The organism is Archangium lansingense, assembly GCF_026626635.1.
Lineage (GTDB): Bacteria > Myxococcota > Myxococcia > Myxococcales > Myxococcaceae > Archangium > Archangium lansingense.
Window position 1 is genome coordinate 4,751,404 of sequence record NZ_JAPNKA010000001.1, and the last position, 13,317, is coordinate 4,764,720.

General features: G+C 69.3%; 11 protein-coding genes. 8 read left to right on the forward strand and 3 right to left on the reverse strand.

Going from position 1 to position 13,317, the window contains the following annotated elements; all coding sequences use genetic code 11:
- The first annotated feature begins 90 nt into the window (after positions 1–90).
- Positions 91–573, forward strand: a complete 483-nt coding sequence (locus OV287_RS19455; RefSeq protein WP_267535536.1) for a tetratricopeptide repeat protein — start codon at positions 91–93, stop codon at positions 571–573.
- Positions 574–641: 68 nt separating this feature from the next.
- On the opposite strand, the gene OV287_RS19460 is transcribed toward OV287_RS19455, so the two are convergent.
- Positions 642–1,298 carry an SRPBCC family protein gene (locus OV287_RS19460; RefSeq protein ID WP_267535537.1) on the reverse strand — a complete coding sequence of 219 codons (657 nt, stop codon included), beginning with the start codon at positions 1,296–1,298 and terminating at the stop codon, positions 642–644.
- Positions 1,299–1,573: 275 nt separating this feature from the next.
- Here OV287_RS19460 and OV287_RS19465 point away from each other — a divergent pair, with 275 nt between their 5' ends.
- The 7 genes from OV287_RS19465 (at position 1,574) to OV287_RS19495 (ending at position 11,203) form a co-directional block, all read left to right on the forward strand.
- Positions 1,574–2,287 (forward strand): superoxide dismutase, encoded by a 714-nt coding sequence (locus OV287_RS19465; protein ID WP_267535538.1) that lies wholly within the window; start codon positions 1,574–1,576, stop codon positions 2,285–2,287.
- A 10-nt stretch (positions 2,288–2,297) separates the two neighbouring features.
- On the forward strand, positions 2,298–3,551 hold the full coding sequence (gene chrA, locus OV287_RS19470; RefSeq protein ID WP_267535539.1) for a chromate efflux transporter: 1,254 nt from the start codon (positions 2,298–2,300) through the stop codon (positions 3,549–3,551).
- Between the two features lie 200 nt (positions 3,552–3,751).
- Positions 3,752–4,144 (forward strand): BlaI/MecI/CopY family transcriptional regulator, encoded by a 393-nt coding sequence (locus OV287_RS19475; protein ID WP_267535540.1) that lies wholly within the window; start codon positions 3,752–3,754, stop codon positions 4,142–4,144.
- Positions 4,144–5,130: a M56 family metallopeptidase gene (locus tag OV287_RS19480; RefSeq protein ID WP_267535541.1), complete on the forward strand. Its 987-nt coding sequence runs from the start codon at positions 4,144–4,146 to the stop codon at positions 5,128–5,130. The genes OV287_RS19475 and OV287_RS19480 overlap by 1 nt, the downstream gene beginning before the upstream one ends.
- Positions 5,131–5,196: 66 nt before the next feature.
- Positions 5,197–6,432: a TolC family protein gene (locus OV287_RS19485; protein ID WP_267535542.1), complete on the forward strand. Its 1,236-nt coding sequence runs from the start codon at positions 5,197–5,199 to the stop codon at positions 6,430–6,432.
- Complete coding sequence (locus OV287_RS19490; RefSeq protein WP_267535543.1) at positions 6,429–8,051, forward strand: efflux RND transporter periplasmic adaptor subunit; 1,623 nt, start codon at positions 6,429–6,431, stop codon at positions 8,049–8,051. Before OV287_RS19485 ends, OV287_RS19490 begins: the two co-directional genes overlap by 4 nt.
- 17 nt (positions 8,052–8,068) lie before the next feature.
- Positions 8,069–11,203: an efflux RND transporter permease subunit gene (locus OV287_RS19495; protein WP_267535544.1), complete on the forward strand. Its 3,135-nt coding sequence runs from the start codon at positions 8,069–8,071 to the stop codon at positions 11,201–11,203.
- Here OV287_RS19495 and OV287_RS19500 read toward each other — a convergent pair.
- Together OV287_RS19500 and OV287_RS19505 are read right to left on the reverse strand one after the other, a co-directional pair.
- The gene (locus OV287_RS19500) at positions 11,200–11,787 is read right to left on the reverse strand and encodes a class I SAM-dependent methyltransferase (RefSeq protein WP_267535545.1); all 588 of its coding nucleotides are present in this window, start codon (positions 11,785–11,787) and stop codon (positions 11,200–11,202) included. The genes OV287_RS19495 and OV287_RS19500 overlap by 4 nt on opposite strands.
- Before the next feature lie 25 nt (positions 11,788–11,812).
- Positions 11,813–13,192: an L-serine ammonia-lyase gene (locus OV287_RS19505; RefSeq protein WP_308809635.1), complete on the reverse strand. Its 1,380-nt coding sequence runs from the start codon at positions 13,190–13,192 to the stop codon at positions 11,813–11,815.
- Positions 13,193–13,317 lie beyond the last annotated feature (125 nt).

The window sequence follows — 13,317 nt, forward strand, 5'->3', positions numbered from 1 at the left end:
CTCGGGGGTTGGGGGAAGCGCCGGACGATTAGTGGTGCTAACGGTTCTTGTCACTTTTTTCGGGGATTTTCATTTTTACTAGGAGCTCACATGAAGGGGTTCTGGGTGTGCGCGCTGCTGTCTCTGGCGGCGTGTTCTGAGAAGCAGGGGAGTGGGGCCGGGCAGACCGCGCAGGAGAAGGAGGCGGCGGCCCTGGCAAACAAGGACGAGAAGTGCCCCGGTGGCACGGTGAAGGGGTGTCTGGATGCGGCCACCGAGGCCGAGCGCAAGGGCGAGTCTCCGCGCGCGGTCGAGATGTACACGCGCGTGTGTGACGCGGGCGTGGCCCGGGTGTGCAACGTGCTGGGCACCTTCGTCTGGCAGGGACGGGGCGTGACTGCGGACCCGGCGCGCGCCTATTCGCTCTACATGCGCGCGTGTGACGGCGGCGACGCCTCGGGCTGTTTCAGCGCGGGCATCTGCCACCGGACGGGCACGTGTGCTGAGAAGAACGACGCCGAGGCCACCAGGCTCATCCAGCGCGCGTGCGATGGCGGTGACAAACGGGCCTGCGCCAACCTGGGCGGCCGCTGAAGGCACGCCCGGTGGCATTCAGGTGTACGGCGCGAGGGCGGGCGTGACCGCTCGCCCCCGGTGCGGCGTTACGGCGTGGTGGTGCCCGCCTGGGCCGGCGCGGTGGGCGCGGGCTGGGCCTCCTGCGCGGCCTTGGCGGCCTCGGCTTCAGCGTTGGCCTTGAGCAGTGCCTCCCGCTCACGACGGTTCTTCGCCTCGGTCTCGGTCAGCGACTTGAGGGTGGTCAGGCCCTGCTCGAAGTCCTTGCCGATCATCGCGTCCATATCCATGACCAGGGACATGGCCTTGCCCAGGAAGGTGTTCTGCCCCTCCATGGCCCAGCGCATCGTGACGCTGCCATCGGGCGTGGGCTGGAACGTGAAGAGGGTGGTGTTGGTGGCCGGCCAGGGCACGAGGAACTCGAGCTGGATCTGAATGGACTCGTAGGGCTTGGAGTCCAGGATGGTCATCTTGCCCTTGCCGACCTGATCATTGCCGGACCAGGTGTAGATGGCGCCGGGCCCCGCGTAGGCCCCGTCGAAGGTCGTCTGCATCTTCGGGTCCTTTCCCGCCCAGGGCGACCAGTACTGCCACTTGTGAAAGTCGTTCACGGCCCCGAAGGGGAGATCGACGGGGGCGGCGATGGTGATGGACCGCTCGACGCGGAAGGTGGAGGGCCGGGACGCCACCACGGCGCCCAAGCCAATGAGGGCGACGGCGAGCGCGAGGGAAATCTTCTTGAGCAATTTCGTCTCCTTCGAAGGGGGTGCACCGTATGTCTCCCAGAGACCGGACGGCAAATATCCAGAGCCTCGGCACGGAGTGTCTGGGCTACCCGCTCCGTAGGTCCGGCCGAGCAGGCGTGCGAGGTTCCCGTCTATGGTGCGTCCTGAAGGACGAACAGAAGAAGCACATTGCCTCATGGTTGACATCGTCTTGGGTCACCCGGACGACGAGGCACGGCTCGCGCGGGTCTTGGCTATTTTCGACGACCTCTCCACGTGCGTTTCCGAGGACCGTCATGAATCGACGCGAAGCACTCACCACCCTCGCCGTCCTGGTGCCCGCGGTCACGAGCGCAGCCGGAGGGCCGGGTCCTGCTACCCCGGTCGAGCCACCGAAGCCAGGAGGCCACTCCATTGCACCGCTCCCCTTCAATCCCGCGAAGCTCAAGGGCCTGTCGGAGCGGCTGCTGCGCTCGCACCACGAGAACAACTACGGTGGCGCGGTGAAGAACCTCAACAAGGTGGAGGAGGAGCTCGCCCGGGTGGGCAAGGACACGCCGGGCTTTCTCGTGGGCGGATTGAAGGAGCGGGAGCTCACCTTCACCAACTCGATGATTCTCCACGAGTATTACTTCGGGAACCTGGGCGGCGACGGGAAGGCCAGCGGGGCCATCGAGAAGGCCCTCGCGCGGGAGCATGGGAGCTTCGGCCGTTGGGAGGAGCTCTTCCGGGCGACGGGCACGAGCCTCGCCGGAGGCAGCGGCTGGGCCATCCTCGACTTCAACCTCCACACCGGCGAGCTGAGGACCTACTGGTCCGGCAACCACACCCAGGCCGTCGCGTTCGGGATGCCACTCCTCGTGATGGACATGTACGAGCACGCCTATGCCATCGACTACGGGGCCGCGGCGGCGAAATACATCGACGCCTTCTTCCAGAACCTCCAGTGGGATGAGGTCAACCGCCGCTTCGAGCGCGCGCAGAAGGTCCATGCAGCGTTGAAGGCCTGAGGGGGGCATCATGGAGACCGGGGACGGTAGCGTGCCAGGAGCAGCGGAGCGTGTGGTGGGCGGTGCTGCGGTGGCCGTCCCTGGGGAACCGTTGGGTCGGCTCTTCCTGCGCTTCCTGCACTTCGGGCTGCTCGCCTGGGGCGGGCCGGTGGCGCAGATCGCGATGATCCGCCACGACCTGGTGGAGAAGGAGAAGTGGGTCACCCGCGAGCACTTCAACCGGGTGCTGGCGGTGTACCAGGTGTTGCCGGGCCCCGAGGCGCATGAGCTGTGCGTCTACTTTGGGATGCGCTCGCGCGGCCGGGTGGGCGGACTGCTCGCGGGGCTGGGTTTCATGCTGCCGGGCTTCGTGCTGATGCTCGGCCTCACGTGGCTCTACCTTCGCTACGGGCTGGAATCAGCATGGGTGGGGACCGTGTTCGGTGCCGTGCAGGCCGCCGTGGCGGCGCTCATCGTCCGGGCGGTGGCACGCATCGGGCAGCATGCCCTCACGGACCGCTGGCTGTGGGGCGTGGCCGTGCTCGCCGCGCTCGCGCAGGGGGCGGGGGTGCACTTCGCTTTCTCGCTCGTGGCCGCGGGCCTCATCGTCATGCTAGCGAGGAGGGGGCTCCGGCTGCCGGCCCTGGTGCTCGCTGGGGCCTGCGGAGTGGCGGTGGCCGTGTTCCTCGTGCTCCACGGTTTCGCGCCCATGGGCGCTGGCGGAGCGGACGTGGGACAAGGCGTTGTCCGGGGGCAGCCCTCGCAACTGGAGCTGCTGTGGTCGGGCCTGCGCAGCGGGATGCTGACCTTCGGAGGCGCGTATACCGTCATCCCCTTCCTCCAGCGCGACGCGGTGGTGGCGGGGGCGTGGATGACCAACGCGCAATTCCTCGATGGGCTCGCGCTCTCCGGGCTCATCCCCGCGCCGCTCATCATCTTCTCCACCTTCGTGGGCTACCTTGGCGGCGGACTGCTCGGGGCGGTGGTGATGACGGTGGGCATCTTCTCACCAGCCTTCGCCTTCACGCTCCTCGGTCATGACTTCTTCGAGCGGGTGCTGCATCACCCCCGCTTCCGGTCCTTCCTCGACGGGGTGACAGCGGGGGTGGTGGGGCTCATCGCCGCGACCACGCTGGGGCTGCTGCGTGCCGGCCTCACCAGCCTCGCCACCGTGGCCCTCTTCGCCGTGGCCCTTGGGGTGCTCTTCCGGTGGCACTCGAAGTTCCTCGTGCCTCTGGTCATCGTCGGGGCGGCGGTGGCGGGCCTCTTGCTCCAGATGGCATGACCGGGAGGGGGCCGCTCGTGGGCAGGAGCAGCTTGAACAGCGGCGCGCTCAGGCCGAAAAGGGCCGCCGCCCCGAGACCCATCAAGGCCCCCTTCACCTCCGGGGATATGGACATCGTGCGGACCCTCCTTGGGCGTGAGAGCGATGTGGCCCCGGTACTATTGATGGTAGTAGCAGGCCAGGGCTTAGATGAAGGCATCGTGAAGAAGCGCACCTGGGAACCGCTGGGCCACCTGGAAGCAGCCGTGATGGAGGTCGTCTGGGCCCGTGCCCCGGTCACCGCTCGCGAGGTGTGCGACCGGATGACGGGGGCCGAGGAACGGGCCTATACGACCATCATGACGACCATGGACCGGCTCCACCGTAAGGGGCTGCTCGTCCGTGAGAAGGACGGTCTGGCCTGGCGGTACGCGCCCGCGCTCGGCAAGGCCGAATTCGAGAAGGCGCTCGCGGACGGCCTGGCGGCGGAGATCCTCCATGCCCACGGCGAGGTCGCGCTCTCGGCCTTTGTCGATGCAACGGCCGAGGTCGATGAGGGGCTACTCGACCGGTTGGCGCAAATCATCGCACAGCGGCGCAAGGGGCGTAGGTAATGGCTGCCTTGGCCTTCCTCCTGGAGTGTGCGGCGACGGCGGCCCTCATCGGGATGGCTGTTTCGCTGCTGGTATGGCCGGCGCTCCTGGCCCTCCGAGGCCGGGGGTTGCGGCGTGTTCCGGCGCTCCGGGCGGATCTGGCCTTCGTGCTCGGCACGCTCCCCGCCCTGGTCTCGATGGCGATGGTGGCCGCCGCGGTTGCGCCTCCGCTCGCCGCGGCAGTGGGTCTCGCGGCTGACCACTGCCTGGGGCATGGGCATCATGTACACCTCTGCTTCCTCCACTCGACGCATGTGAGGCCCCTGCTCGCGGCGGTGGGGGCCTTCGCGCTCGCCGTGTTCCTCTTCCGTGCCGGTGGGGTTGTCCTTCGGGTGCTGCGGATGCGGGAGCGGCTGTCTGCCCTCGAGTCGCTCGGCACCCCGCGCCCGGGGCGCTTCCCCATCGTCGCCGTCCCCGGGGCTCCGCAGCTCTGCCATGCGGCCGGATTCGTGCGCGGGCGCATCCTGCTTTCAGCCAGTCTGGAGGAGTCGCTCACCCCGACGGAGCTGCGTTCGGCACTGGCGCACGAGGAGGCTCACCTGCGCCGTCGAGATCCGTTGCTTGGGCTGCTCCTCGGTGTGGCGGGGCTCTTCGCCGCGCCGCTCTTCGCCCGGGCCTGCGCCGCCGTCTACCAGACGGCCGCGGAGGAGGCGTGCGATGCCGAAGCGGCAGCGGCGATGGGCGATGGCGGGCTGGTGGCGGGCGCGCTCGTCAAGGTGGCGGCTCTCCAGCGGCGGGTGTCCCACGTAGCAGGGGAGGCACCTGCCTTTGGGGCGCTCGCTCTGGAGCGCCGTGTCCGGCTCCTGCTCGATGAAGAGGCGCGAGCCTCCACGGCGCACGCCCTTCGAGTCGCCGGAGCCGTGGCCCTCGCGGCCGGGTTGTTCGCATTCGCTCACACCGCCTTCCTCCACCATGCGGTGGAGACGGCCCTCCATCTCCTCTTTTGAGAGCCCCAGGCCATGTGCATGCGCTCGCATCCTCGGAGTCCGGCTTCAGCTACTATCCCAGGTAGTATGGCCCTCCTGCTGCTGGCCGCCACGGCCGTGGCCCAGCCCGCGCTCGACGAATCGCAATACGTGGAGCGGGTTCTCACCGGGAGCCTGGAGGCCCGCGTCGCCGAGCTCGAAGCCGCGCTCGGCCGTGCCGAAGCCGTGGGCGTCGGCTTGTGGCCCAACCCTGAGCTGGGGTGGGAGCGCCAGAAGACGACCTCCGGAACACGGGATGGGGAGAGCCAGGATGTGCTGGTGGCCTCCATCCCCTTGGTGCTCTCCGGACGGCTGGGGTTGGAGGTCGAGGCAGCGGACCGGAACACGAGGGCTGCCGAGGCGCGGCACGAGTGGGCCCGGGCCGGTTTGCGACATGAGGCGACGCGGGCCTTCTCCGCGGTGCTGGCGGCTCGGGAGCGCCGGAGCATTCTGGAGCAGTCCCTCGCCGAGTTGCGGCGCCTGACCGAGGCCGTCGCCACCCGCGAGAGGGCCGGAGAGGCAGCGGGCTATGACCGGCTGCGCATCGAGCTGGAGGCGGCGACAGTGCAGGATGCCCTGCGCGGCGCCGTATTGGACGAGCACCAGGCTGAAGCCCAGGCGCTGCGGCTCCTCGGGCCTGGGGTGGCGGTGCTTCCCCCGTTCGAGGGCTCGCTTCTGGTGGAACGGCCCCTGCCGGACGGGGCCTCTCTGCTGGCGGAGCTCGGGGAACGGCGTGGCGACCTGCGCGCCCTCGCGCTCGAAGCCAGTGGCGCGGAGGCCTCCCGGCGTGCGGCGGGCCGGGGTTGGATTCCGGAGCCTACCGTCCGCGCGGGCGCGCAATTCCTCGACGTGGGACTGCCGGGGGCCGGAGTGGGGTACGTGGTTGGCGTGGGACTGCCGCTGCCTCTCTTCGACCGGCGGCAGGGCGAGGCGGCCAGGGCGGAAGCGCGCCGGGGGCTCGCCGAGGCACGCCGTGCGGCACTCGTCCACGAAGCACGGACCCGGCTCGCGGTTGTTCTCGAGGCTGTGTCCGGCTGGCGGGAGAGACAGGCGCGGCACCGGACCGAGGTGCTCGGGCGTGCTCAGGAGCTGCGCCAGATCGCCGCGACTGCCTACCGGGGTGGAAGTGCCGAGCTCCTCGTCCTGGTCGATGCCGAGCGCGCCGCCCGTGAGGCACGGCTGACCGCTGTCGAGCTGGCGGTGTCCCTGGTCGAGGCAGAGACAGCCCTTCTTCTTCTCGCGGGTGCCTATGACGGCGCCACATCTCGGAGTGCCACCCGATGAGCCGCTCCCTCCTTCTCGTCCTCTCCCTGGCGTGCATGCTCGCCTGCAAGCGCGACCATGAGCACGGCGCTGGACAAGGTCATGAGCACGGCGCCGGACAAGGACATGAGCATGGCCACGAGCACGGCGCCGCCGCCGAGCCGGAGCGCCCGGATGAATCCGTCACCGTCTACCAGGACGGCCTGGAGCTCTTCATGGAGTACCCAGCGTTCGTGGTGGGCCAGCCCTCGCCCCTGGTGGCTCACTTCACGGATGCGCGTGACCCCAACGGTTTCCACGTGGTGACCAAGGGGCGCGTGACGGCCACCTTGCGCTACGCGGATGGCTCGGAGGAGCGCTTCGTCGCCGAGAAGCTCCTGCGCGACGGCATCTTCAAGCCGGAGGTGCGGCCCACGAAGGCGGGGGAGGGCATGCTTACCCTGCGGCTCGAGGGCGAGCAGGTGTCGGGCACCGTGGACGTGGGCAAGGTGGTGGTGCACCCCACCGTCGCCGGGGCCGTGGCCGCCGCGCCTCCCGAGGCGGTGGGTGAGGCCACCGTGGGCTTCCTCAAGGAGCAGCAGTGGAAGACGCAATACGCGACGGCGCCTGCCGAGCCGCGTGTCCTCCAGGGTGGAGTGCGCGCCAATGGTGAGCTGAAGCCCGTGGCGGGCCAGTTCGCGGAGCTGTCCGCTCCGGTGGCCGGGCGCATCTCCGTGGGGGACAAGGTGGTGCACCTGGGGCAGCGCGTCCGCAAGGGCGAGGTGCTCGTGCGGCTGCTGCCCACCAGCTCGGCGAGCGGTACGGACCTGGCCTCCTTGGAGATGGAGGCGGCGCGGGCCCGGGCGGAGCTGGGCCTGGCGGAGCGGGAGGTGAAGCGCGCCGAGGAGATGTTCGCGGGCAAGGCCATTCCCGAGAAGCAGCTCGATGCGGCCCGGGTGGCGCAGGAGGTGGCGGCGGCGCGGGTAGCGGCCACCGAGCGCCAGCTCGCGCTCTATCGCAGTACCCAGAGCGGGTTGGCAGCGGGCCCTGGCGGTGCGGCCTTCGAGCTGCGCTCTCCGGTGGACGGGGTGGTGTCCTTCGCGGAGGTCATCCCCGGGGCGGTGGTGGAGGCGGGAAGGCTCCTCGTGTCGGTGATCAACCCCGAGCGGCTGTGGCTGGAGGCCCGCGTGTTCGAGGCGGACGCGCCCAAGGTGGAGCGCTCGTCCGGGGCTTCCTTCTCCGTGGCGGGCTTCGAGCACGAGTTCACCGTGGACGAGAAGACGGGGCGCCGGGTCGCGGTGGGTGCGGTGGTGGACAAGGCGACGCGCACGGTGCCGGTCATCTTCGAGCTGCCCAACCCCGACGGTGTCCTCAAGCCGGGCATGTTCGCCAAGGTCACGCTCTACACCGGGCAGACGGTGCGCGGGGTGGCCATCCCCGAGTCGGCCCTGGTGGACGACAACGGCAGGCCCACCGTCTACGTCATGGAAGGGGGCGAGTCCTTCTTCAAGCGCGCCATCCGGCCTGGCGTCCGCTCCGGCGGCTACGTCCAGGTGCTCGAGGGCGTGAAGGAGGGTGAGCGGGTCGTCTCCCGCGGCGCCTACGAAATCAAGCTGTCCACCGCCACAGGGGCCATCCCCGAGCACGGCCACCAGCACTGAGCCGGAGTCCTACGACGATGAATCGTCTCATCCGCTGGTCCATCGACAACCGCTTGCTGGTGGTAGCGGCCTCCGTGCTGCTGCTCGTCCTTGGGGTGGAGACCACCCGGAAGATGCCAGTGGACGTCTTCCCGGACCTCACCGCGCCCACCGTCACGGTCATCACCGAGGCGCATGGCCTGGCGCCCGAGGAAGTGGAGACGCTCGTCACCTTCCCCATCGAGACGTCGGTGAATGGTTCCACGGGCGTGCGTCGGGTGCGCTCGGCGTCCGCAGTAGGCATCTCCATCGTCTGGGTGGAGTTCGACTGGGGCACCGACATCTACACCGCCCGGCAGGTGGTGAACGAGAAGCTGCAACTCGTCGCCTCGCAGCTGCCAGCGGACGTGCCGCCCCCCACCCTGGCACCCATCTCCTCGGTGATGGGGGAAATCCTCTTCCTGTCTGTTTCCTGGAACAAGGACGCGCTGGCGCGGGATGCGGCCGGGCGTGAGGCGCAGATGATGGAGGCGAGGAGCGCGGCGGACTGGGTGCTGCGCAAGCGCCTGCTGTCGGTGGCGGGCGTCTCCCAGGTGGTGCCCATTGGCGGGTCGGTGAAGCAGTACCAGGTGCTGCTGCGGCCCGAGTCGCTCCAGGCGCTCCAGGTCAGCTTCGAGCAGGTGGCGCATGCGCTGCGGACGACGAACCAGAACTCCTCTGGCGGCTTCTACGTGGAGGGCGGGCAGGAGTACTTGTTGCGGGCCGTGGGGCGGGCGCAGGGCGTGCAGGACGTCGCCAACACAGTCGTTACCGTGCGCGCGGGCCAGCCCATCACCGTGGGGCAGGTGGCGGACGTGAGGGTGGGGCCCAAGCCCAAGCGTGGCGAGGGGAGTGCCAACGCGGAGCCCGCCGTCATCCTCGCGGTGATGAAGCAGCCGGACGCCAACACGCTGGAGCTCACCCGGCGCCTGGACGCGGTGCTGGACGACATCCAGCGTACCCTTCCCCAGGGCCTGGTCATCAACCGCGACATCTTCCGGCAGTCGGACTTCATCTCGGTGGCGGTGCACAACGTGTCCGTGGCGCTCCGCGACGGCGCCATCCTCGTGGCCGTCATCCTGCTCGTGTTTTTGATGAACCTGCGGGCGACGTTCATCTCGCTCATGGCCATTCCGTTGTCGCTGGTGGTGGCGGTGCTGGCGCTGAAGGCCTTTGGCGTCACGCTCAACACCATGACCATCGGCGGGCTGACCATTGCCATTGGGGCACTGGTGGACGACGCCATCATCGATGTGGAGAACGTCTTCCGGCGCCTGCGGGAGAATGCGCACCTGCCCGAGGGGCAGCGCCGGTCCGCCTTCGAGGTCATCTACCGGGCCTCGGTGGAGGTGCGCAGCTCCATCGTCTTCGCCACCCTCATCATCGTCCTCGTCTTCGTGCCGCTCTTCTTCCTCTCGGGGCTGGAGGGGCGGATGCTGGCGCCGCTGGGGTTGGCGTACATCGTGGCCATCACCGCGTCACTGGTTGTAGCGGTGACAGTCACCCCCGCGCTGTGCGCGTACCTGCTGCCCAGGGCTCGCTCGTTGGGCCACGAGGAAGGGCTGGTGCTGCGCTGGCTGAAGGCGCGCTACCAGCCGCTCCTCGCGTGGGCGTTGGCTCGGCCGAAGGCCATCCTGGCGGGAGCCGGCCTGGCCTTCCTGGCCACGCTCGCCATCGTCCCGTTCCTCGGGCGCTCCTTCCTGCCCGAGTTCAACGAGGGCACGCTCACCCTCAACGTCGTCACCTTGCCGGGCACTTCGCTGGAGGAGTCGGACAAGCTCGGCCGGCGGGTGGAGCAGGCGCTGCTGGCCATCCCCGAGGTGGTCTCTACCTCCCGACGCACGGGCCGCGCGGAGCTGGACGAGCACGCCCAGGACGTCAACGCGGCGGAGCTCGACGTGAGCCTGGACTTCTCCAAGAGCCACCGCGGCAAGGAGGAGCTGCTGGAAGCGATGCGCAAGTCGCTCGCCCAGGTGCCGGGGGCCGTCATCACCATCGGCCAGCCGCTCTCCCACCGCATCGACCACATGCTCTCGGGCTCCCGGTCCGCCATCGCGCTGAAGCTCTTCGGGGATGACCTGGACAAGCTGCGCGAGCTGGCCGAACGGGTGAAGAAGGTGGCCGAGGGCACCCCGGGGGCGGTGGACGTCTCCATCGAGCAGCAGGTGGACATCCCCGAGCTGGAGATTCGCACCGACCGGGACGCCGTGGCGCGCTATGGACTCACCACGGGCGAAGTGGCCGAGGCGGTGGAGCGGGCCTTTGCCGGGCAGACGGTGAGCTCGGTGTTGGAAGGCCAGCGCGCGGTGGACCTGGTGGTGCGCCTGGACGACGCCTCTCGGGCAGACCTGGATGCCATTGCCTCCACGCTCATCGACACCCCCGCGGGGCCTCGCATCCCGCTGAAGATGCTGGCGACCCTCACGCGCGAGTCTGGCCCCAACACCATCAGCCGCGAGGGAGTGCAGCGCAAGATGGTGGTGCAGGCCAACGTGGCGGGGCGGGACCTGTCCGCCGTCGTAGACGACCTGAAGGCCCGCGTCTCCCGCGAGGTGCCGTTTCCCGAGGGGTACTACGTTGTCTATGGCGGCCAGTTCGAGAGCGCCGAGGAAGCGGCCCGCAGCATCGCCCTGCTCAGCGTGGGGGTGGTGGTGGGCATCTTCCTGCTGCTGGTGGTGGCCTTTGCCTCGGTGCGCAACGCGCTCCTCACGCTCATCAACCTGCCGCTGGCGCTCATCGGCGGAGTGGTGGCGGTGGCGCTCACTTCCGGGGTGGTGAGCGTGGCCTCGCTGGTGGGGTTCATCACGCTGTTCGGCATCGCCACGCGCAACGGCATCCTCATGGTGAGCCACTTCGAGCACCTGATGACGGAGGAGGGGAAGAGCCTCCCTGAAGCGGTGGTGCAGGGCTCGATGGAGCGTCTGGCGCCCATCCTCATGACGGCGTTGTGCGCGGGGCTCGCGCTGGTGCCGCTCGTCATCGCCGGGGGCGAGGCGGGCAATGAGATTCAGGCTCCCATGGGAGTGGTCATCCTGGGCGGTCTGCTCTCCTCCACCTTCCTCAACATGCTGGTGGTGCCGGTGCTCTTCCAGCTCTACGGCAGGCCACCCATGGCTCGGGCGGCCCTGGATTAGGCCTTGTCCGCCACGAGCCAGCCCAGGCCGCCACCCATGCGGCGCTGGTCCCTCAGGCGGAAGTGCTGGGTCCGCAGCTCGTTGAGCAGCGCCTCATGGTCGAAGCGGTCCTCCTGCGAGTGGTGCAGCAGCCGCCGCCAGACGGGGTGGGTGATGAAGGGGGCGTAGGACTCCTCGGCGAAGAGGCGCCCGCCGGGCTTCAGCACGCGCCGCACCTCGGTCAGCCCCGCCCTCCAGCCCGGCAGGTGGTGCAGCACGCCAAAGACGAACACGGCCTCGTAGGCACCGTCCGGCTCGGGAATCTCCGTGACGCGGCCCTCCCAGACGCGCACCCGCTCTCCGTGCCGCGCCAGCCGCTGCTGCGCCCGGGCCACCATGTCCGGGTCCAGGTCGAACGCATCCACGCTCGCCGCGCCGAACTGCCCGAGGATGATGTCCACGCCCACGCCATGGCCGCAGCCGATCTCCAGCACCCGGCTGCCCTCCACCGTGCCGCCGAGTCGCCGCAACAGCGGGCCCGCGTACCAGCGCTGCACTGCCTCGCGCACGGGGTTGACCCGCATCCACGTTTCCAGCCGGCTCATCCGCACAAGGCGCCTCAGAGTCGCTTCAGCACTCGATGATGTTCACCGCGAGGCCGCCGCGCGCGGTCTCCTTGTACTTGGTCATCATGTCCGCGCCCGTCTGGCGCATCGTCGCGATGACCTTGTCGAGTGACACCTTGTGCTTGCCGTCGCCCTGCAGCGCGAGCCGCGCGGCGTTGATGGCCTTGATGGAGCCCATGGCGTTGCGCTCGATGCACGGCACCTGCACGAGCCCGCCGATCGGATCACACGTGAGGCCCAGGTTGTGCTCCATGCCGATCTCCGCCGCGTTCTCCACCTGCTCCGGCGTGCCGCCCATCACCTCGGTGAGGGCCGCGGCCGCCATGGAGCAGGCCACGCCCACCTCACCCTGGCAGCCCACTTCCGCGCCGGAGATGGAGGCGTTGAGCTTGTAGAGCATGCCAATGGCCCCGGCGGTGAGCAGGAAGCGGATGGCGCCCTCGTCATCCGCGCCCGGCACGAAGCGCCGGTAGTAGTGCAGCACCGCGGGGATGATGCCGGCCGCGCCGTTGGTGGGCGCCGTCACCACGCGCCCCTGGGCCGCGTTCTCCTCGTTCACCGCGAGCGCGTAGAGGTTCACCCAGTCCATCGCCAGCAGCGGGTCCGCGTTGCCGCGCATGTCTCCCTTGAGCTTGCGGTAGATGGCCGCCGCGCGCCGCTTCACCTTCAGCCCGCCCGGGAGGATGCCCTCGCGCTCGCAGCCGCGCTTCACGCACGCCTGCATCACATCCCAGATGCGCAGCAGCCCCGTGCGCACCTGCGTCTCCGTCCGCAGCGCCTTCTCGTTCTCCAGCATCAGCGTGCTGATGCTCAGCCCGTGCTGATGGCAGAGCGCGAGCAGCTCCGCGCCCGTCTTGAAGGGGTAGGGGATGCGCGTGTCCTTCGCGCTCACGCCGTGCGCCGGGCTGCCGTCGTCGTTGACGACGAAGCCGCCGCCCACCGAGTAGTAGGTGCGGCTGAAGGGCTCGCTCTGCCCGGCGAGCACCGCCGTGAAGCGCATGCCGTTGGGATGGCGCGGCAGCGACTGCCGCTTGTGGAAGACGATGTCCTCGGAGGGACGGAACTTCACGCTGTGCTGGCCGAGCAGCTTCAGCTTCCCCGTCTCGGTGATGCCCGAGATGCGCCCTGGCACGGCATCACAGTCGACCTCCTCGGGGCGCTCGCCCTCCAGCCCAAGCAGGACCGCGATGTCGCTGCCGTGGCCCTTGCCGGTGTGGCCGAGTGAGCCGAACAGCTCGGCCTTGACGGACTCGACGGTGTCGAACCCTCCCGCTGCCTTCGCGAGACTCTCCACGAACTGCCGCGCCGCACGCATCGGCCCCACCGTATGCGAGCTCGAGGGCCCGATGCCGATGGTGAACATATCGAAGACACTGAGTGACACGAACCGCCTCCCGCCCAAGGGCACGCGAACCTATACCCCAAGCGGGTGCCACTTGCCGCGCAGGCCTCTTGTGCGAGGAGCATTCACTCGGCCGTGACGGCGTGCGTCTGACGGAGTGCATCACC